The sequence below is a fragment of the Thalassotalea insulae genome, assembly GCF_030161395.1.
In the GTDB taxonomy this organism is placed as follows: Bacteria; Pseudomonadota; Gammaproteobacteria; order Enterobacterales; family Alteromonadaceae; genus Thalassotalea_E; species Thalassotalea_E insulae.
The window spans coordinates 1,964,346-1,984,736 of record NZ_BSST01000001.1; the positions used below are offsets into that span (position 1 = coordinate 1,964,346).

The window sequence follows — 20,391 nt, forward strand, 5'->3', positions numbered from 1 at the left end:
TTATTGCTGAACTAATGCCTGAGTCCCCTTAGTTAATATCGCATCAGACAATTGCTTAAAAGCCCCCTTAAGTAACACCCAACGATGCCAATACAAGGTTCTGGTTAATGAGTTGTCAGGCAATAAATTTATTAAGACTCCTGAAGCCAGTTCTTGCTTTATTTGCAGTTTAGGGATCAAGCAATATGCCAGTCCTTGCTTGGCAAAATTGACAAAAGCTTCAGACGAACGCACGGTATGGCATGGGTAATTCCCTTCCGCTAATCCAAATTGCTGTTCTATATAACGAATATGCATGTCGTCTTTTTGATCAAATGCCACCGTCGGCGCCAATTGTATGCTCTGACGATTAATACCATTAATAAAGTACCTCTCTTTAAATGCTTTCGAAGCCACCAGTAAATATTCAATATCTCCTAGCTTAGTGAAGGTGCAACCAGGCAACGCTTTTTCATAAGTACTGATAGCACCAAACGCCTCGCCATTTTTTAAAAAATCTATTGTTCGATTTTCATCGGACACCAAAAAATTGACCGATATTTTATGCTGATGCACCACTTTTTCTATTGCCGGTACTAACCAGGTAGCCAGGCTGTCTGCATTGGTGGCTAAATTAACCGCAAGGATCTCTTCTGGCTGATCAGCAAAAATATCCGGCAAGACATCCTGTTCTAATAGCTTTACCTGCTGATAATGACTAAGCAATTTCTTCCCGATTGCCGTTGCGACTATCGGCTGTGCTCGAACCACCACAGGTTGCCCTATGGTTTGCTCCAGCAATTTAATACGTTGTGAAACCGCAGACTGAGTAATACACAATACATTTGCCGCTTTTTCAAAACTTTGCTGGGTAATAAGCACACTTAACGCATGAAGTAGTTTGTAATCTATCACATTAGTAAAATTAATGAGTTATAAAATATATTAATTATACTTTAACGAAAGCGAGACTTAAAGTGAGACAAACGTCTTATAGGAGTCCACTATGTTTTCACCTTTACTACAAGGATTAATGCTCGGCGCCAGCATGATCATTCCAATTGGCGCACAAAACTCGCACCTGCTCAATCATGGCATCAAAAGAAATCACCATATACTAGCAGCCACTATATGCTTATGTTGTGACGTATTATTAATTACCTTTGGTATTTTTGGTGGTGCACAACTGATCGCAAGTTCCGCATTATTAATGATGCTAATTTCCTGGGGGGGTGTGTTATTTCTATTTAGTTATGCTGCATTGTCATTTCGCAATGTCTGGCAAAACAAATATCAGGCGGAGCAATTCCATACTAAAACCAGTAATAGAGTAGGAGTTATTTCAACTACCTTGGCAGTAACCTTACTAAACCCTCACGTCTACCTCGATACCGTGGTTATCCTTGGCGGCGTTGGTGGGCAATTTATCGGTCATGAAAAAGTGGCATTTGCCATTGGTACTATCCTTGCGTCGATTATTTGGTTCTATAGTATTACTGGGACAGCAGCAAAGCTCGCTCCATGGTTAAACCGTCCGCAAACCAAGCGTGCTATTGATGCATTAGTTGGTATTATCATGGCAGCAATCGCTTATTCACTGCTAACAAATCTTTAATGAGCACAAAAAAGCCAGCAAATTTGCTGGCTTTATTCTATCTATCGCATTATCGGTTACTTACGTTTCATCGAATCAAAAAACTCATTATTAGTTTTGGTCATCGCAAGCTTATCTATCATAAACTCCATCGCATCGATTTCACCCATTTCATGGACGATCTTGCGTAAAATCCACATTTTTTGCAGTTCATCCGGCTTAGTTAATAACTCTTCACGACGAGTACCACTGCGGTTAAAGTGAATAGCAGGGAAGACGCGTTTTTCAGCAATTTTACGAGACAAGTGTAATTCCATATTACCCGTGCCTTTAAATTCTTCGTAAATAACCTCATCCATTTTCGAACCGGTTTCAATCAACGCAGTAGCGATAATGGTTAAGCTACCACCTTCTTCAATATTACGCGCGGCACCGAAAAAGCGTTTTGGACGATGTAAAGCGTTAGCATCTACACCACCAGTTAATATCTTACCTGAAGACGGGATCACCGTGTTATAAGCACGTGCTAAACGGGTAATTGAATCGAGTAAGATCACGACATCTTTTTTATGCTCGACTAAACGTTTCGCCTTTTCAATCACCATTTCGGCCACTTGTACGTGACGATTTGCGGGCTCATCAAAGGTAGAAGCTACTACTTCCCCTTTAACCAGACGTTGCATCTCGGTCACTTCTTCCGGGCGTTCATCTATCAGTAACACCATTAACTCACAATCAGGGTGGTTATGGGCAATACTTTGGGCAATATTCTGTAGCAATAACGTTTTACCCGCTTTCGGCGGTGCTACAATTAGGCCACGCTGACCTTTACCGATAGGTGAAGCTAAATCGAGTACACGTGCAGTAATATCTTCGGTAGAGCCATTACCACGTTCCATCCCGATACGGCTATCTGGGTGAATAGGGGTTAAGTTTTCGAATAAGATTTTATTACGGGAGTTTTCTGGCTTATCAAAGTTAACTTCATTAACTTTTAATAATGCAAAATAGCGTTCACCGTCTTTCGGCGGGCGAATTTTACCGGCAATAGTATCACCAGTACGCATACTAAAACGTCGAATTTGACTCGGTGAGACGTAAATGTCATCTGGACCCGCCAAATACGACGAATCTGCCGAACGTAAAAAGCCGAAGCCGTCTTGTAAAATTTCTAAGACACCACCACCAAAAATGTCTTCACCACTTTTAGCATGCGCTTTTAATATTGCGAAAATAATGTCTTGTTTACGGTTACGAGCAAGATGCTCTAGTTTCATTGATTCAGCTAACTTTACCAGTTCGCTTATAGATTTTTGTTTAAGTTCGGTAAGATTCATATTGAGGTTCTTAGACTTTGTTACGTTGTTTTGAGCTTGCCAACAGGCAAAATAACGAGTTGCGTAGTATGAGTTTTGAAATGCTATTTTATTTGATAATTAAAGTTAGCATTAAAAATTCAGTACGTAAAGTGACAAAAAATAATTAACTAACTTGATTAAAAACAAAAGGCCCGTAATTACGAGCCTTTTGCCTATTATAAATTGTTATCAATAAACTCTTTTAATTGAGTTTTTGATAATGCGCCAACTTTAGTATCGATCACCGCACCATCTTTAAATAGTAACAATGTCGGAATACCACGGATGCCATATTTTGGCGGCGTTGCATCATTTTGATCTATGTTCAATTTACCAACAGTTACCTGATCTGCGTATTCATCAGCAATATCATTTAACAAAGGGGCAATCATCTTACAAGGGCCACACCATTCAGCCCAAAAATCAACTAAAACCAGACCTGATGCATTGATTACATCAGCTTCAAAGCTGTCATCTGATAACTGAACAATCTTATCGCTCATTTTTCTCTCCAATAATGATGGCTTATTTCGCCAAATTGCTCGGGATTATACCCGCATCACATTTAATTACCAACACGTCCTGATCAATTCTAGCAAATTAATCAAACATCTCACCGGCTATTTAAGACAAAATCATGCTTTTTTATAAGAATAATGTCCTAAGCCATGAGATATTGTTTATTATTAGCTCTGTAACCTGTTAAGCTACGCTCTATGAATAAAACTCACTTAACAGAAACAAAGTTCACAGAGCTTAACCTCGCACCGCAAGTTGTTGCCGGGTTAGATGCCATGGGCTTTACCCAATGTACGTCCATTCAGGCGAAATCACTTCCCGTTGTTTTACAAGGCAAAGATATTGCCGGTCAGGCACAAACTGGTGAGGGTAAAACCATCGCCTTTTTAGCCGCAACTTTTCACCGTTTATTACAAACGCCATCTAAAGATCCGCGCCAACCAAGAGCACTGATCATGGCGCCAACACGTGAGCTCGCGGTGCAAATCCACCGTGATGCCATTGAAATGGCAAAAACATCCGGTTTACGCCTTGGTATTGTATATGGTGGCGAAGGTTATGAAAGTCAACGTCAGGAGCTTGAACAAGGTGTCGATATTTTAATCGGTACTTGTGGACGATTAATCGATTATATGAAACAAGGGGTTTATAACCTCAACCATATCGAAGTGGTAGTACTGGATGAAGCAGATCGTATGTTTGATCTCGGCTTTATTAAAGATATTCGCTATATGTTCCGGCGGATGCCAGCGGCTACTGACCGACTTAGCATGTTATTTTCCGCGACCTTATCATTTCGCGTTAAAGAACTGGCATTTGAGCACATGAACGATCCAGTCAGTGTTGAAATAGAACCAGAGCAAAAAACCAATATTCGTATCAGTGAAGAATTATTTTATCCCTCGAATGAAGATAAAATGAATTTGCTGCAGACACTGATCGAAGAAGAGTGGCCAGACAAAGCAATTATTTTTGCCAATACTAAGCACAGCTGTGAAAATATTTATGCTCACCTAGCAGCCGATAATATTCGCGTTGGCTTATTGACCGGTGATGTCATTCAGAAAAAACGCTTAAAAATACTGGAACAATTCACTGCCGGTCAGCTGGATATTCTAGTGGCGACTGACGTTGCTGCTCGTGGTTTACATATTCCACAAGTAACTCATATATTTAATTACGATTTACCGGATGATTGTGAAGATTATGTCCATCGCATCGGACGAACAGGTCGCGCCGGAGCAACAGGTCATGCCATAAGCTTTGCCTGTGAAGAGTATGTTTTCAACTTGCCCGCAATAGAAGAATATACTGGGCATACATTACCGGTGAGTAAATATGATCCGGATGCTTTGATCACAGATTTTCCTAAACCAGCGCCACGCAAGCGTCGTCACCGGCCTCATAACGGTGGGCAGAATCGGGGAAAAACCGGTGGTAACCGTAGTTATCGGTAGGTTGAACAGGTAACAAGCAATGTCCAAGCAGCATAATGAAAACCCAGCAAGCGCGCCGTTATATGCGGTCATAGATCTTGGCTCAAATAGTTTTCATATGCTGATCACCCGACAACTTGCCGATAGCGTGCAAGTTGTCGATAAAGTAAAACGCAAGGTGCGCCTCGCCTCTGGCTTAGATGCTAATAATCAACTGAGCCAACAAGCAATAGCAAGAGGCTTAGAGTGTCTCAGTTTTTTTGCCGAACGCTTGCAAGATATTCCAAAAAATAATATTCGTATTGTTGCCACTGCAACGCTGCGATTAGCAAAAAACAGTGCGGAATTTATCAGTCAGGCTAATCATATATTAGCGAATAAAATTGCTCTGCTCAGTGGCGAACAGGAAGCACAGTATATTTATCAGGGCGTCGCTCATACCAATTGCAGCGCCAATAAACGATTAGTTATCGACATAGGTGGCGCCAGTACCGAATTAATTGTTGGTGAAGGCATTAATGCTAAACAAGTAACCAGTCTGGATATTGGCTGCGTGACTTTTATTAAACAATATTTTGCTGATGGCCAATTAAACCAAGATAATTTCAATCAGGCGATATCAGCAGCAAAAGAAAAACTCCGACCGTTAATAAAACCTTATCAAGCCATTGGCTGGCAAACTGTGCTCGGTGGTTCAGGTACCATGCAGGCATTAGCTGAAGTCTTAATTCACCAGCATCAACCAACCTTAATCCATCCAGAATTCTTGCGGCAGATCAAACAGCAATTAATTGCTTGCCAGCGCATTGACAAAATTAGTATCGCAGGATTATCCAGTGAGCGAACACCGGTAATTGCCAGTGGTTTAGCCATTTTAATCGCTATTTTTGAATGTTTTGAAATTGCTTTACTACAGCTATCTAGTGGCGCACTGCGTGAAGGATTACTCTACGAAATGCTGCCCCATAATGCGAAAATCAATATTCGCCAACGGACGATAAATTCTTTAATACAGCGATTTCATGTCGACTGTCATCATGCTGAGAATGTAAAAAAACAGGCGATAAAACTATTTAATAGCTTCAAAGATAACTGGCAGTTAAGCGAAGACAATAACTACCAGTTATTAATCGCCAGTTGCCAGTTACATGAGATTGGCCTGCTACTGGAATTTAAACATCATCAGCGCCACAGCGCCTATATTATCGAAAATGCAGAATTACCCGGCTTTGATCAAACAGATAAGCAGTTACTAAAAGCCTTGGTGCTCTTGTATAAAGGCGATATCCAAGCTGAGTTATTACAGCGCTCAACCAATGAAGTGCAAAGTGCCCAATACTTGCTAGCCATATTACGATTAGCGGTGATCTTATGCCGGCGACGCAAAGATGATGTGCTACCAAGTTATCAAGCATCCGTCAGCAATAACAATATTCTGTTAATATTACCTGAGAACTGGCTAAATCAACATCCGCTGATCAGCGATGAACTCGCACAGGAAAATGAGCATTTGGCGGCGTTTAATTTGACTCTGACAATTCAAACGAGCTAACGATTAGTCGACGCCCATACATTTGTTGCTAATACAATCATCCCACCAATAACCATCTGCATACTGATGTGTTCACCAAGAAAAAAATAAGCAGCAACAATGCCATAAATAGGCTCTAGACTCACCGCAATACTTGCAATTTGTGCCTTAATTACTTTTAACGAATAGTTAAATAAACTATGAGCAAAAGCTGTAAATACCACACCTAAGATCAATAATATCGTCAGCTGTTGTGATGTAACAGCAACTGGTTCGATGACTATCAAGGGGGCGATAAACAAGGCAGCAAAAGTATTTTGATAAAATGCTACCTTTTTCGCTGAACTATTTCTGACAAATTTACGGTTGAGTAAGGTCAGCACCGCAAAAGAAAATGCTGATGCTATTCCCCATAATGCACCTGTTAACTCATTGGTGGTGGTCGCACCATCAGGTAAAATTAAATAAATCCCAGCTAAGGTTAATAGTGCCTGTAGCAATGCCTGATAATGAAATGGCTCTTTAAAAAATACCGGTTCTAAAAAGCTGACAAAAATCGGAAAGCTGGCAAAAGTGATCAAGCCTATAGCCACGGAAGATAGCTGAATTGCCTGAAAAAAGCTGCCCCAGTGGAATGCTAAGATGCCCCCAGTTATTGCTAGTGCAGCCAAGGTTTTCTTGTCGCAAGCTAATGATTGACGCTTAAACATTATCACCAGCAACGCCAAGGTCAAGGCACAAAACACCGCGCGGCCAAAAACGATCACCGTAGCCGGCAATTCAAGCCATTTAGCAAATAACCCAGATAAGGCAAAAAGTAACACTGCGCTGTGCAGTGCCACTAATGACTGGTGCTTATTTGTTAAGCTCATAAAACTAATTAAGCGTCTTCTTTTAACCAGCGAGCCACACGTTTAGCAAAATAAGTGAGAATGCCATCGGCACCGGCACGCTTAAAGGCTAGTAAGCCTTCCATAATGCACGGTTTTTCCGCTAACCAGCCATTTTCAATCGCCGCCATATGCATCGCATATTCACCACTGACTTGATATGCATACGTTGGCACTTTAAATTCGTCCTTAACACGACGAACAATATCCAAATACGGCATGCCTGGCTTAACCATTACCATGTCAGCCCCTTCATAAATATCTTGCGCAATTTCATGCAACGCTTCATCACTGTTAGCCGGATCCATTTGATAAGAGTGCTTATTACCGCCTTTAATATTGCCGGCAGAACCTACGGCATCCCGAAATGGTCCATAATAATTAGATGCATATTTCGCGGAATATGCCAATACCCGAGTATTAACAAAACCTTTTTGCTCTAAAACTTCTCGAATAGCACCAATTCGTCCATCCATCATATCAGACGGTGCCACCACATCTGCACCAGCTTCAGCATGAGACAAAGCCTGCTTAACTAATATTTCTTTAGTGATGTCATTTAAAACATAGTCTTGGTCTTTACCTTGTTCACCTAAAATGCCGTCCTGACCATGGGTAGTAAAAGGATCTAATGCGACATCAGTGATCACACCTAATTGAGGAAATTTAGCTTTTAACGCCCGTACTGCACGCTGTGCTAAACCGTCCGGATTATAAGCTTCTTCAGCAAGCAATGATTTTTTCTCATTAGGCGTTACTGGGAACAATGCCACAGCCGGTATTCCAAGGTCGACCAGCTCTTGTGCTTCTTCCAGTAATAAGTCTATGCTTTTACGCTCAACACCCGGCATCGAAGCAACACTTTCCCGTTGATTCTCTCCTTCTAAAACAAAAACCGGATAAATCAAATCATTAACCGTAAGCTGGTGCTCAGCCATTAAGCGTCGGGAAAAATCATCTCTGCGCATACGGCGCATTCTGCGGGCCGGAAATTGCCCAAAGCTATTATTCATTCGTTCTCCTCTTGAGCAACAGTGCCCGATAAAATTTCTTTGTTAACTACCTGGTTTCGGCCATTTTCTTTCGCCTGATATAAGGCTTTATCGGCGGCATTAAAAATATCAACTGGCTGAACATCTGCCTGATGCTGATAAGTACTGACTCCGCAACTAATAGTTAATGACAGTTCTGTAACACCAATATCAAAGATTTGTGCTATCACTTTTTCTCTGAGCTCATTCGCTAACGCCACGGCTCCAGCATTATCAGTTTCCGGCAGGATCAGACAAAACTCTTCGCCACCATAACGACAGGCAATATCAGTGCTCCGGCGCATTAACTGTTGAATGGTTTTAGCTAATGTAACTAAGCAATTATCTCCGGCAGAATGACCATAATTATCATTAATTTTTTTAAAATAATCGATATCGATAATCACTAAACTTAATGGCGTTAAATTACGACGACTACGACGAAATTCCGCTAGCATTTTTTGATCATAAAAGCGTCGGTTATAAAGACCCGTAAGCTCGTCCAAGGTATTTTTTTGTGCCAGTTCCCTGTTCGCTTCTTCCAGCTCCTGTAGCGCAATATTAAGCTCAAAAGTGCGTTCCTGAACTCTGCTCTCTAACTGTTCCTGAGTTCGAGCCTGCAATTCAATTAATTCGTCACGCACCTGTTTTGATTGCATTTCACTTTCTAGTGCCGCGCGTTGTGCACTATATTTTTTATCAATTTGCAATGCTGACTGGCGCGCTAATAAATAAACAATAAATAATCCCGAACAACAATTCCCAAAGGTATAAGTCAAGGCATCAAAATCAAACCAGCCAACTAGCAGCACATTAACAATGACCACTAATGCTTGTATCACAACAAACCCGGTAAATAATTTGGCTAATCTATCCTGCCCCCGTAGCAGCGTTTTCACTAGCACACCAAGTAGCACTATCGAGACGATACTAAGCAACTGACTGATCAAGAAATTGACGTTAAGAGGTAAAAATATGCTCAAGCCAATATTAAACAACATTAACCAGGCCGTAGCGCAAAACAACTGATATATTTTTGGCTGACGCGCCGCTAAATTAAACAATTGTCCGCTAAAGCCGAGTAATGTAATTACCGATAGCGATGTTAATACTGGTATTTCAAGGCCACGCACTAATGTGAGTCCAGGAAAAATAGTATGCAGATTCACACCGTAAATCACAGCCAACAGCAAAGACTGCAATAAATAATATCCCGCCAGTAAAAACATCATTTGTTGCTTATTGGCGAAAGCGACGAACAATAGAATCACCGCAAACGCAAAGAGGCTGCCAACCGCGAGGCCTAACGATAAATATTCAGCTGCCAGAAATTGGCTAAACTGCACTTCGCTCATTAACTCTAGAGTTAAAAAATCAGCCATTGGCGAGCTTAACGCAAGATAAACAGTAATAGTTTGTTCGGAAGTCAAGGTGATCGCACTATGGATGAGGTTATTGAGTTCACGTTCACTGACTAGTGACTTAACATTGGCTGATGGCGTTTCAACAAAAAATCGTTCAGCGAAAATATATTCGCCCCCCGTTAACACCAACTGAAAATGTGCCTCCTGCTTAGTATGGTTAGTCAACTTTACCGCTAACCAATTTAAGGGCTCAGTAATTGGTACACGATTCCCAGCTTGTTGCTGCCAGAACTGCTGTTCAATAGTGAGCACTTTATCAATCGGCAATGATTGCGCCTGAGATGACGGTAGCACAAAGTACTGAACCGAAATCGATTTATCGGTCACTGTTAACTCGCTGGCACAGAGCAAATCTGTCACCAATACCGACACTAATAACAAGAGGGTTCCTGTTATTCGCATAATCGCTCCATTCCAAAGACGTCAACGCTATTAGTCATACTATATCGCATAATATCGTCAGTAGAACAGCCCATTTCCTGCGCTAAAACCTGGACAATATAAGGTAAATAACCTGGTTCATTGCGGCTACTTTTCGGCTTAGGTCGGATATTCCTTGGTGTTAAATAAGGCGCATCTGTTTCTATCATTAAACGCTCGAGCGGAATATGTTTAACTATCTCTCTCAATTCCTGGCCACGGCGTTCATCACAGACCCAACCCGTAATACCAATATACATGTTGTGCGCTAAGCAAGCCTTTAATTGCGTTAAATCTCCAGTAAAGCAATGGGACACCATAGCGGGTACTTTACTAACAAAAGGCATTAGTATTTCCAGCCAGCTATCAAAAGCATCACGCTGGTGTAAAAACAGCGGCATTTTTAATTTGCTAGCCAGCGCAACTTGGTCGGCAAAAACTTTTTGTTGATTTTCCGGCGTAGAAAAATTTCGGTTAAAATCTAAACCACATTCCCCAATAGCTTTGACATAAGGTGATTGTGCTAATAATTGCAGCTCAGTGAGGTAATTATCGCTAACATTATTCGCATCATGAGGATGCACGCCAGCGGTACAAGCTAGGTATTGCGGATACTGTTGGCATAATGCCAAAGCTTGCTGACTTTCGTTGACGTTAGTACCGGTAACTAGCAAACCTTTTATACCTGCGGCTTGAGCTCGCTCAATCACTAGTTCCCGATCTTTATCAAAACGAGAGTTTGTAAAATTAACGCCTATGTCTATCAAATCATCTGTTCGCTATGTTGCCGTTAAACAAAACTTATTCGTGGTTTACTTCTTCCGTCGATTGCTCATCGTCTTCCTTGTAATAAATACTAGAAATAAAGACTCCAAGCTCAAACAATAACAACATAGGTACAGCTAATAAGGTTTGAGAAATCACATCAGGTGGTGTCAATAACATACCGATGACAAATGCACCGACAACAATATAAGGTCTTTTTTTGCGTAAACTATAGGGATCGGTAAAGCCAGTCCAGCACATTAAGATAATAACAATAGGGATTTCAAAGGCGATACCAAAGGCAAAAAATAATTTTAAAACGAAATCAAGATAACTGCTAATATCAGTGGCAATGTTAACGCCCTCTGGTGCGACAGAAGTAAAAAAGGCAAACACTATCGGAAACACCACGTAATAAGAAAAAGCGATCCCACCGTAAAACAAAAAACTACTGCCAAACATTAATGGCGCAATTAACTTTTTCTCGTTTTTATACAAACCAGGGGCAATAAAGGACCACACTTGATACAAGATATAAGGCATGCTGATAAACAGTGCCAACACTATGGTTAGCTTAAAAGGGGCAAAAAACGATGAAGCAACATCGGTTGCAATCATCTGTCCACCTTCAGGCATAGTCGCTAACAATGGTTGAGAAACATACTCGTAAATATCGTTAGCAAAATAGATCATCGAGCAGAACACGACCAATACCGCTAATACCGCGTGCAATAACCGCGAACGTAATTCGAGCAAATGATCAAATAACGTATATTGTTTGCTTGATGAACTCATTAATTATCGCTTTCTTTTTTCTTTGCTGAAGTGATGTCTTCAGGCTGAGATGGCTCTTTTTTATAAGGCTGCTGCACAGACTCAGCCGCCTCTTGCAAAGTTTTTAATGATTGGGCAACTTCTGGCGATAAATTTTCCAGATTAGACTGCTCAGCTTTTTTTAAATTGGCATGGAGCTCTTGAATTCTTAACTCTTCCGTTAATTCAGTTTTTACACTATTACTAAAATTTTTAACACCACTAATCCAGGCTCGTACAGTACGAATAGCAACAGGTAAACGCTCCGGCCCGAGTACCACTAAGCCAATCACTGATATTAATAACAGCTCCCAAAAACCAATATCAAACATCGGCTAAACTTTGTCTTTTTCTTTAGCGTCAGCGTTAACGTTTTCCGCTGAATTATCCGTTAAAGCATCTTTTTCCTTGTCCGCTTTATCTTCATCACTAACCGCTTTTTTAAAGCCTTTAACTGCCGAGCCTAAATCTGAACCCAGGTTACGTAATTTTTTTGTGCCAAACAAAAGTATGACGATCACGGCAATAATCACTAATTGCCAAATACTTATACCACCCATGAAAAAAACTCCTATAATTCAATTGAATCCATTATAAAGTTTATTTAAAAAAAAGCACCAATTAGCCACGCAAAAGATGAGGTAAAACAAACTTTGCTAGATAAGCCCAACAATAGAGTTATCGCTGCCGTTATTGTTGCATTGCTGGCATTTATCGTTCAGTTACCGCTAAGCGCCTGCCCAGCGGATAATAATCAGCCAAAAACTAAGCAACAAAGCGATAAAGTCACAAACAAACCAACGACTCATTCATTACAAAATCCCTGTCACTCCCCCCATACAGAGGTTGACGATTACCATTGGATGGAACAACTTCATCAAACGGTCTCCGATTCGGTTTTTCAATCCGCAATGTGGTTTGATAACTTTTTCCTCGATGAAAATTCAGAACAAGAAAGTCCAAAGGTGACAGCAAAAATACGTTTTGGTTGGGAGCCAAAAGCCAGAGACTGGAGTGAATTTGATACCCGTTTTCGGGTAAAAGTGAAACTACCCCATTTTAAAGATAGGGTCGATATCATTTTATCGGATGACGACGATATCAACCAGAGTCAACTGCCATTAGAAACGGTGAATTCACGCCCCGATGATGAAGATGAACACTTTGCTGCCGCGGTCAGATATACTCATAATCGCAGTGACACCAAATTACTTGAGTCTCGCATCGGTATTTCAGGTGGTGATATCTTTGTCAAAACCAAACATAAAAGACGCTTTAATTGGCACGATATTAATAGTATAAAAATTGAACCTTCAGTTTATTATTTTTTAGATGACGGCTTAGGCGCTAAACTGTTGCTTGAGTATGATTACCAGGCGACACAACGAACACAATACCGTATTAACTACAGCGTCCGGGTATCAGAGTCATTTAGTGGTCTACGCTGGAAACACGGTTTCTATAAACTCACTCAGCTACAGCAAAACGCGGCAACTATTACTGCCTTTCAGGTAGAAGGAGAGCGTAATGGCAAACGAGGCTTTATTATCGATAAATACACCCTAAGTTATCGCTACCGATTCAACGCGTTAAAAAGCTGGTTATTTTTTGAAGTAGAACCTTTTTTAGAATGGCCGGAAAAACAACATTACAGCACCACGCCAGGAATAGCGTTAAGAGTAGAAGGCTTTTTTTCCAAAGGCTAACATTATTAGCTAAGCTGAAACCTTAGGAAGATCATCAATTAACTCACTTTCATCAACAATACGACCAGGACGGTTAATATGATACCCTTGACCAAATTCACACCCAGCTTGTTGTAATCGGTCCAGCATTTCCTGAGATTCAATGCCCTCGGCCACTAGCCGATAACCAAATTGGTCTCCTAACTGATGTAATGCTTTAACTAAAGAAATGTTGTTACTATTATTTTTTAATGAACGAACGAAGCTTCGATCTAACTTAATAAATTCAAACGGATAGTTATATAAAAAGTTAAACGATGATAAACCAGCACCATAATCATCAAGTGCTAATTTCACGCCAAACGCTTTTAATCGTTTTAAGCCCTTAAGTGCTAATTCTGTGTGTTGACTAAAGGCAGATTCATTAAATTCGAGAATTAATCGCTCTGGCTCGACTGTATTGCCTTTAATCAGCTGGATCAGCGCATTCAGTTGATTAGCTTGAGTAAGGTGACGACCGGATAAATTGACACCAATAAACGCATGCTGATATTCATGACTTGATTGCCAACTTTTTAGCTGCAAACACACTTGCTCTATCACCCAGATTTCAATTTCTAAGATCATGCCTGTTTCTTCTGCCATAAACAGAAATTCACTCGGCGTTAATAAACCTTTGGTTGGGTGTTGCCAGCGAAGTAACGCTTCAAATCCAAGAGTGCGGGTGAGCTCTAAATCAGAAATTTTTTGGTAATGTAACTCAAACTGTTTCTCTTTAATCGCGATGCGTAATTCTTGCTCAAGCGTCATGCTGGCAATTAACTGTTCCCGCATACTTTCATCAAAAAAGACATAACGACCACGTCCCAAACTTTTAGCCTGGTACATGGCTGCATCAGCATCACGCAAAATCTCATTGGTATCATTATAATGATTGCTACATAAGGCAATACCAATACTGGCATTGGAATACAGCACATGACCATTAATTTCAAATGGTTGCTCTATCGCAGAAATAATTCGTGACGCTACTTCTTCAACATCGTCCTGACAATGTAAAGAATCGAGTAAAATAACAAATTCATCACCACCTAAACGAGCAAGAATATCGTTATCGCGAACGCAATCCGATAGACGGGCAGCAATTTCGATTAAAAACTCATCGCCGGCATGATGCCCTAAGGTATCATTGATCATTTTAAAACGATCTAAATCAATAAAAAGTACAGCAAATCTATGGTTTGGATGACGCTTAACGTGTTTAATCGCATACGACAGTCGATCAGAAAACATCGCCCGATTTGGCAACTTAGTTAACGCATCATGATGAGCTTCAAAAAACAGCTGTTGCTCTGCTTTTTTCCGTTCCTCTATCTGCATACGCAAATTCAAATTAGTCGCTTGTAGCTCTTGGGTTCGCTGATTAATAATGCGCTCAAGCTCTTCCTTACTATGCTCAACGTCTTCCTGTGCTTTTTTCCGCATAATGGCAGAAGCGATATGCTGACTAACAAAGCGTATTAACTCAATATCATTTTCTTGATAAGCATAACTATCCTGATAATGCTGAATCGCCAGCACCCCGATAATATTATCCTGTTCCATTAACGGACAGCCCAACCAGGCTTTCGGTAATCGCTCACAAGGATAAGGACGGGAAAATGGGCTAACGGCTATTTCACCATCATGGCTAAGACGATATATTTGTCCTTCTCGGATCAAGATAGGTAAGCCGATTTCAATCGCTAACTCTGTTAAACCATTAGCTGGTTTTCTAGGCTCAGGGGGCGATAGCTTTTCATCCTGATAATAGGGGAATGATAATAACTGCTGTTGCTCAGATAACAATGCAATATATAAATTCTTCGCTGGCAACAAGCTGGCAACTTCTTTATGCAATGATGCATAAAAACTATCAATATCCTGATTGGCCGCGGATAACTCGGAAATCGCCAATAACGCTTTATGCGTTTTCACCGCTTTTTGACGTTCAGCAATTTCTTGCTGCAGCTTTTTATTAGTTTCTGTTAATTTTTGCGTCCGTTGACGAATATTTTGCTCTAACAGCTCTCGACTACGTACTCTATCTATTGCTGTCACTAAATGTTCTGCAATAAATTCAAGCAATTGGCAATCCCGGTCATCAAAATAAAGCTTTTCATCATAACTGGTTAAGGCAATCACTCCAATAACCTGACGGCCTCGACGTAATGGCACACCAAGCCAGTCAACACAGGCTGAGCCGTATAATACAATTTTTTCGGCGCGTGCTAACGCCATGCGTTCAGCTGAATTACAGTGAAGAGGTTCTTCTTGATTAAACACCATATTGGTTAAGCTTTGACGCCAATTATGGTTATCAAGATGCTCAAATATTCGTTCTTCTTTGGTATTCTGGCTATGGGCTAGTGATAACTGACGGGAGTCATTTAATAAAACAATATAGAAGCTGTCTGTGATCAATAGCGATTTGATCACCGACTCCAAAGCATGATAAAAAGACGACATGTTGGTAACAGTGCTTGCCAGTTCAGATAACTGTAACAGCCCTGATTGCATCGTTTTAACTTGTCGATACTTTTTTAACAACGATTTTAACTTAGGGAGTTGCTTCGTTGCTTGTGTATCCTTTTTCGCCCTTACTTCCATCTAAGGCTAGCCTATTCAGTTTTTATTGTTTTAATATCAGAAGCGGATAGTCTAACAAAATATATAACCATTACCAGAGGCTATGTATAAAAATTATGCAATTAATAAATTCTAGGGTAAAAAAAACCGGCAACAGCCGGTTTTTAGTAGATAAGATAAACTTAAGCAGCCATACCTGATTTCAGTTTATTCAAGGCATTTTTCTCTAACTGACGAACACGTTCAGCTGAGATCTGATATTTATCTGCTAATTCTTGCAAGGTACTTTTATCATCATTTAACCAACGGGTTTTAATGATATCCTGACTACGATCATCTAATGCTACTAATGCATTGGCCAAACGTTGATTGGCATGATCTTCCCAGTTACTTTCTTCAACCTGTTCCGCAATATCAGACTGCTTGTCTTCCAAATATTGGGCAGGTGCAAAACTCATACCTTGGCCACTATCGTCATCATCAGATGAAATTTCAAAGGTTTGGTCCTGACTAGTCATCCGAGATTCCATTTCTAACACGTCTTTCTCACTAACCCCCAGTGTTTCAGCAACGTTAGATACTTCATCATTGCTAAACCAACCTAAACGTTTTTTATTTTTACGAAGATTAAAAAATAATTTACGCTGTGCTTTAGTCGTTGCAACTTTAACGATACGCCAATTGCGCAGCACAAATTCATGAATTTCTGCTTTAATCCAATGAACAGCAAATGAAACCAAGCGCACCCCAACTTCAGGGTTAAAGCGTTTAACCGCTTTCATTAGCCCGACATTTCCTTCCTGAATTAAGTCCGCTTGTGGTAAACCATACCCGGCATAACCTTTCGCCACATGCACGACAAAGCGCAGATGCGACATAATCAATTCTTGAGCAGCTTGTAAGTCGTTTTCTTGATGTAAACGAGTTGCAAGCTCATGCTCTCTTTCAGCACTCAACATTGGAATGCTATAAGCTGATTGCACGTAGGCTTCAATGCTACCGCTTTGCGGTACCGTTAGCGCCATAGATTGCATAGTATCACTCATTTATAAAACCCTTTTCTTAGCTTGGCTCGCGATAATAACACGAACAAACAAATTGATCGACTACTTATCATCATTGAATAAAACAATCATTCGATGATTTAATACCCTATCTTACTAGACAGTGTAATACAATAAATGCTTTCAACAACTTGCCGATAAATTTGTATTATTTTGTTAATAACCGGACGATTTTACCTAATTAAAAACACGGCAAAATTAAGCACTATTTTCATTGTTACTTAAACTTAAGAAAAAATATGACGAGAACTTAAGCGCTGGCTTGGACTGATGGCATACTGGCTGTTAGTCAATTTCAGGCGTATTAATCCGCCGTAGGCTCTATTGCACGGATATGTTTACGAACTGAAAGATAGCTCCCAGCTAAGCCTAAGCTAACGGCTGCACCTATGAGCAATAACATTTCACTGCCATCTAAGCCTTGTAGCATAAAACTACTCTGATACAAGTCTGTTAATTTAGCTAACGAACCGGTCAGGTAAATAGCGAGCATTTCAACACATAAAACGGCAACCATCCCCCCAAGTACGCCATACCAGACACCGGAATACAAAAAGGGACGTTGAATAAAGCTATCGGTAGCGCCCACCAGTTTCATAACCGCTATGGCATCTCGCTGATTTAAAATGGCTAATCTAATGGTATTACCTATGATTAACACCACAGATAAACATAACAAGCTCGCTATGCCTAAAACAATATCTTCGATTAATTCAGTGACAGCTTCCAAACGGGTTAGCCATTCAAGATCCAGCTTTCCCTGGGCGACTTCTTTTTCATTCTCTAATTTCTGTAGCAACTCACCAGCTGCTTGCGCTTGACTGGCACGTTTTGTCGGCGTAACTAATATGGTTGCAGGTAACGGATTAGTTGATAAATACTCTAATGCTTGGCCAAAGCCGGATAAACGTTTAAATTCCTCTAACGCCTGATTCGCTGAAATGTACTTCACTTCTGCCACTTCTGGATACAAACGAATACGCTGCACTAAGTTTTTTGCTGCTTTATCTGTTACTGATAGCTTTAAAAAGACATTAATTTCAGAGGCTGAATCCCATTGTTCAGAGATAGCTTTAGCATTTTTGACAAACATGTGTAATGTTGCAGGCAAGGTCAGACTGATACCTAGCACCAAAATTGTCATCACTGAAGTAAAAGGAGTACGCCATAAATCTCCTAAGCTACCAATACCTTGTTGGAGATGACGCAATAAATAGGCAATCATTTTTCCAATCATACTGGTGTTCTGTTCGTGCATTTCCTGTGACAAGTTAGCCATATTATTCGCCTTGTAACCCCTCGAACAGACCGTCGTTAATCATCGCTCCCTGCTTTAAAGTCAACGTGCGGTATTTTAAACGGGCAATTAAACCAAGGTCATGGGTCGCGATTAGCACCGCTACACCGACATCATTAAATTCTTCAAATAATTTAATGATTTCCAGTGACAACTTAGGATCTAAATTACCTGTAGGTTCATCGGCAAGTAAAATAGGGGGCTTATTGACTAGCGCTCGAGCTATGCCAACACGTTGTTGTTCACCGCCGGAGAGCATATTAGGAAAACAACGAAGTTTATTTCCCAGGTGTACCTTATCGAGCGCAGCATCAACCCGCTTTTTAATTTCTTTATGACTACAACCCTCTATAATCAAAGGTAATGCAACATTATCAAATACGGTTCTATCCATCAGCAAGTTATGATTTTGAAAAATCATCCCGATACCGCGGCGCACATAAGGTATTTGTTGATAGGTAACTTGCGAGAGATCTATGCCATTAATATGGACACTACCGTTGCTCGGTTTCTCCATTAAGCTCATTAATTTTAATAACGTACTTTTACCGGCGCCTGAATGTCCGGTCAAAAATGCCATCTCTCCTGCGGCGATACTAAAGTTAACATTGTTTAATGCTACAATACCGCCGGGATATGTTTTGCTTACCTTATTAAAACGGATCATCTTTAATTATTCTTATAGTAATCGTTTAATAGCCTACATTGTGTTAAGCATTTTCATCACTAAACAGTGCTTCGATAAAATCACTACCGTTAAACGGTCTTAAATCATCAATGCCTTCACCAACCCCAAGGTAACGAATAGGAATACCATGCTTATCAGCAACCGCAAACACCACACCACCTTTAGCCGTGCCATCAAGCTTAGTTAAAGTTAACCCGGTTAAACCAACAGCTTGATCAAACAACTGCGTTTGACTTAAAGCATTTTGTCCGGTGCCAGCATCTATGGTTAGCATCACTTCATGTGGGGCATTTTGATCGAGCTTTTTCATTACCCGAACCACTTTCTTTAGCTCTTCCATTAGGTGATTTTTATTTTGTAAACGTCCAGCGGTATCTGCGATCAACACATCAACATTACGAGCTTTTGCCGCACTGATTGCATCAAAAATAACCGATGCACTGTCGGCACCTGTATGCTGAGCGATCACTGGAATATCATTGCGTTCACCCCAGACTTGTAACTGCTCAACTGCCGCGGCACGGAAAGTATCTCCAGCAGCTAGCATCACAGATTTCCCCTGCGCCTGAAATTGTTTAGCCAGTTTACCTATAGTGGTCGTTTTACCGACTCCATTAACCCCGACCATCAATATCACGTATGGTGAATCAGATTCTGGTATTTCTAACGGCTGATTAACCGGCTCAATCACCTTATTCAGCTCAGCTTTAAGTAAATCATATAAGGCTTCAGCATCTTTTAGCTCACTACGAGATGCTGATTCTGTCAACGAATCGATAATTTTCATCGTCGTTTCAACACCAACATCCGCCATTAATAAGTGAGTTTCTAATTCCTCAAATAATTCATCATCAATTTTTTTACCGCGGAACAGATCAAGTAATCCGCCACCTAAGTTTTGCCGTGTCTTAGTTAGTCCTTGCTTTAAGCGAGCAAAAAAACCAACTTTTGGCTCTGGCTCTGGCTCTGGCTCTGGCTCTGGCTCTGGCTCTGGCTCTGGCTCTGGCTCTGGCTCTGGCTCTGGCTCTGGCTCTGGCTCTGGCTCTGGCTCTGGCAAATCATTATTTGATGACGGTATCTGCTCCGCAAGTGTTTTTTCACTTGCTTCAGGCGCTTCTGATAATAGTTGCTCGTCTTCCGGAGTCTCAAGCGATTGCGTTTCTGCTTTTTCTTTTTGTCCACCTAGACCTAACCAGGAAAACATACCTTTCTTTTTCGACATATTTACATCTTCTTTGTGCTATCAATGACAATATTGATAGCCATCAC

The 20,391-nt window shown here is 40.7% G+C and carries 19 protein-coding genes; 4 read left to right on the forward strand and 15 right to left on the reverse strand.

The annotated features are described in order from the left end of the window. On the reverse strand, positions 1–894 hold the full coding sequence (locus tag QQK06_RS08955; protein WP_348541177.1) for a LysR family transcriptional regulator ArgP: 894 nt from the start codon (positions 892–894) through the stop codon (positions 1–3). A gap of 91 nt (positions 895–985) precedes the next feature. On the opposite strand from QQK06_RS08955, the gene QQK06_RS08960 reads away from it, so the two are divergent. Next, positions 986–1,594: a LysE/ArgO family amino acid transporter gene (locus tag QQK06_RS08960; RefSeq protein WP_284244322.1), complete on the forward strand. Its 609-nt coding sequence runs from the start codon at positions 986–988 to the stop codon at positions 1,592–1,594. A 56-nt stretch (positions 1,595–1,650) separates the two neighbouring features. On the opposite strand, the gene rho is transcribed toward QQK06_RS08960, so the two are convergent. Together rho and trxA are read right to left on the reverse strand one after the other, a co-directional pair. Beyond that, positions 1,651–2,910 (reverse strand): transcription termination factor Rho, encoded by a 1,260-nt coding sequence (rho, locus tag QQK06_RS08965; protein WP_284244323.1) that lies wholly within the window; start codon positions 2,908–2,910, stop codon positions 1,651–1,653. Positions 2,911–3,107: 197 nt separating this feature from the next. Next, positions 3,108–3,434 carry a thioredoxin TrxA gene (gene trxA, locus QQK06_RS08970; RefSeq protein ID WP_284244324.1) on the reverse strand — a complete coding sequence of 109 codons (327 nt, stop codon included), beginning with the start codon at positions 3,432–3,434 and terminating at the stop codon, positions 3,108–3,110. Between the two features lie 213 nt (positions 3,435–3,647). Between trxA and rhlB the strand changes: the two genes are divergently transcribed. Further along, positions 3,648–4,907 carry an ATP-dependent RNA helicase RhlB gene (rhlB, locus tag QQK06_RS08975; protein WP_284244325.1) on the forward strand — a complete coding sequence of 420 codons (1,260 nt, stop codon included), beginning with the start codon at positions 3,648–3,650 and terminating at the stop codon, positions 4,905–4,907. A 19-nt stretch (positions 4,908–4,926) separates the two neighbouring features. Continuing rightward, positions 4,927–6,438 carry a Ppx/GppA phosphatase family protein gene (locus QQK06_RS08980; protein ID WP_284244326.1) on the forward strand — a complete coding sequence of 504 codons (1,512 nt, stop codon included), beginning with the start codon at positions 4,927–4,929 and terminating at the stop codon, positions 6,436–6,438. Here the strand turns inward: QQK06_RS08980 and QQK06_RS08985 are convergent. The 7 genes from QQK06_RS08985 to tatA are packed head-to-tail and all read right to left on the reverse strand — an operon-like array spanning position 6,435 to position 12,320. After that, complete coding sequence (locus QQK06_RS08985) at positions 6,435–7,289, reverse strand: DMT family transporter (protein WP_284244327.1); 855 nt, start codon at positions 7,287–7,289, stop codon at positions 6,435–6,437. The genes QQK06_RS08980 and QQK06_RS08985 overlap by 4 nt on opposite strands. An 8-nt stretch (positions 7,290–7,297) precedes the next feature. Continuing rightward, positions 7,298–8,320 (reverse strand): porphobilinogen synthase, encoded by a 1,023-nt coding sequence (gene hemB, locus QQK06_RS08990; RefSeq protein ID WP_284244328.1) that lies wholly within the window; start codon positions 8,318–8,320, stop codon positions 7,298–7,300. Then, entirely contained in the window at positions 8,317–10,164 is a 1,848-nt protein-coding gene (locus QQK06_RS08995) for a GGDEF domain-containing protein (protein WP_284244329.1), read from the reverse strand. The genes hemB and QQK06_RS08995 overlap by 4 nt, the downstream gene beginning before the upstream one ends. Continuing rightward, positions 10,155–10,949, reverse strand: a complete 795-nt coding sequence (locus QQK06_RS09000) for a TatD family hydrolase (protein WP_284244330.1) — start codon at positions 10,947–10,949, stop codon at positions 10,155–10,157. The genes QQK06_RS08995 and QQK06_RS09000 overlap by 10 nt, the downstream gene beginning before the upstream one ends. Before the next feature lie 34 nt (positions 10,950–10,983). Then, complete coding sequence (tatC, locus tag QQK06_RS09005; protein WP_284244331.1) at positions 10,984–11,742, reverse strand: twin-arginine translocase subunit TatC; 759 nt, start codon at positions 11,740–11,742, stop codon at positions 10,984–10,986. Next, positions 11,742–12,092 (reverse strand): Sec-independent protein translocase protein TatB, encoded by a 351-nt coding sequence (gene tatB, locus QQK06_RS09010; protein WP_284244332.1) that lies wholly within the window; start codon positions 12,090–12,092, stop codon positions 11,742–11,744. The genes tatC and tatB overlap by 1 nt, the downstream gene beginning before the upstream one ends. A gap of 3 nt (positions 12,093–12,095) precedes the next feature. Beyond that, positions 12,096–12,320 (reverse strand): Sec-independent protein translocase subunit TatA, encoded by a 225-nt coding sequence (gene tatA / locus QQK06_RS09015; RefSeq protein ID WP_284244333.1) that lies wholly within the window; start codon positions 12,318–12,320, stop codon positions 12,096–12,098. Positions 12,321–12,413: 93 nt separating this feature from the next. On the opposite strand from tatA, the gene QQK06_RS09020 reads away from it, so the two are divergent. After that, positions 12,414–13,466: a hypothetical protein gene (locus QQK06_RS09020; RefSeq protein WP_284244334.1), complete on the forward strand. Its 1,053-nt coding sequence runs from the start codon at positions 12,414–12,416 to the stop codon at positions 13,464–13,466. Positions 13,467–13,475: 9 nt separating this feature from the next. Here the strand turns inward: QQK06_RS09020 and QQK06_RS09025 are convergent, their stop codons facing one another. The 5 genes from QQK06_RS09025 to ftsY all read right to left on the reverse strand — a co-directional run bounded on the left by QQK06_RS09025 (position 13,476) and on the right by ftsY (position 20,344). Next, on the reverse strand, positions 13,476–16,094 hold the full coding sequence (locus tag QQK06_RS09025) for a sensor domain-containing phosphodiesterase (RefSeq protein WP_284244335.1): 2,619 nt from the start codon (positions 16,092–16,094) through the stop codon (positions 13,476–13,478). A gap of 161 nt (positions 16,095–16,255) precedes the next feature. Then, the gene (rpoH, locus tag QQK06_RS09030; protein WP_284244336.1) at positions 16,256–17,119 is read right to left on the reverse strand and encodes an RNA polymerase sigma factor RpoH; all 864 of its coding nucleotides are present in this window, start codon (positions 17,117–17,119) and stop codon (positions 16,256–16,258) included. A gap of 322 nt (positions 17,120–17,441) precedes the next feature. Beyond that, positions 17,442–18,416 carry a permease-like cell division protein FtsX gene (gene ftsX / locus QQK06_RS09035; protein ID WP_284244337.1) on the reverse strand — a complete coding sequence of 325 codons (975 nt, stop codon included), beginning with the start codon at positions 18,414–18,416 and terminating at the stop codon, positions 17,442–17,444. Position 18,417: 1 nt separating this feature from the next. Beyond that, positions 18,418–19,101 (reverse strand): cell division ATP-binding protein FtsE, encoded by a 684-nt coding sequence (gene ftsE / locus QQK06_RS09040; RefSeq protein ID WP_284244338.1) that lies wholly within the window; start codon positions 19,099–19,101, stop codon positions 18,418–18,420. Between the two features lie 43 nt (positions 19,102–19,144). After that, positions 19,145–20,344, reverse strand: coding sequence for a signal recognition particle-docking protein FtsY (ftsY, locus tag QQK06_RS09045; protein WP_284244339.1), 1,200 nt, complete (start codon positions 20,342–20,344; stop codon positions 19,145–19,147). Positions 20,345–20,391 lie beyond the last annotated feature (47 nt).

Bases quoted from the DNA above. Each gene is read 5' to 3' on its own strand.
- QQK06_RS08960 (WP_284244322.1), top strand. From the start codon at position 986: ATGTTTTCACCTTTACTACAAGGATTAATGCTCGGCGCCAGCATGATC.
- rho (WP_284244323.1), bottom strand. From the start codon at position 2,910: ATGAATCTTACCGAACTTAAACAAAAATCTATAAGCGAACTGGTAAAG.
- trxA (WP_284244324.1), bottom strand. From the start codon at position 3,434: ATGAGCGATAAGATTGTTCAGTTATCAGATGACAGCTTTGAAGCTGAT.
- rhlB (WP_284244325.1), top strand. From the start codon at position 3,648: ATGAATAAAACTCACTTAACAGAAACAAAGTTCACAGAGCTTAACCTC.
- QQK06_RS08980 (WP_284244326.1), top strand. From the start codon at position 4,927: ATGTCCAAGCAGCATAATGAAAACCCAGCAAGCGCGCCGTTATATGCG.
- QQK06_RS08985 (WP_284244327.1), bottom strand. From the start codon at position 7,289: ATGAGCTTAACAAATAAGCACCAGTCATTAGTGGCACTGCACAGCGCA.
- hemB (WP_284244328.1), bottom strand. From the start codon at position 8,320: ATGAATAATAGCTTTGGGCAATTTCCGGCCCGCAGAATGCGCCGTATG.
- QQK06_RS08995 (WP_284244329.1), bottom strand. From the start codon at position 10,164: ATGCGAATAACAGGAACCCTCTTGTTATTAGTGTCGGTATTGGTGACA.
- tatC (WP_284244331.1), bottom strand. From the start codon at position 11,742: ATGAGTTCATCAAGCAAACAATATACGTTATTTGATCATTTGCTCGAA.
- tatB (WP_284244332.1), bottom strand. From the start codon at position 12,092: ATGTTTGATATTGGTTTTTGGGAGCTGTTATTAATATCAGTGATTGGC.
- tatA (WP_284244333.1), bottom strand. From the start codon at position 12,320: ATGGGTGGTATAAGTATTTGGCAATTAGTGATTATTGCCGTGATCGTC.
- QQK06_RS09025 (WP_284244335.1), bottom strand. From the start codon at position 16,094: ATGGAAGTAAGGGCGAAAAAGGATACACAAGCAACGAAGCAACTCCCT.
- rpoH (WP_284244336.1), bottom strand. From the start codon at position 17,119: ATGAGTGATACTATGCAATCTATGGCGCTAACGGTACCGCAAAGCGGT.
- ftsX (WP_284244337.1), bottom strand. From the start codon at position 18,416: ATGGCTAACTTGTCACAGGAAATGCACGAACAGAACACCAGTATGATT.
- ftsE (WP_284244338.1), bottom strand. From the start codon at position 19,101: ATGATCCGTTTTAATAAGGTAAGCAAAACATATCCCGGCGGTATTGTA.
- ftsY (WP_284244339.1), bottom strand. From the start codon at position 20,344: ATGTCGAAAAAGAAAGGTATGTTTTCCTGGTTAGGTCTAGGTGGACAA.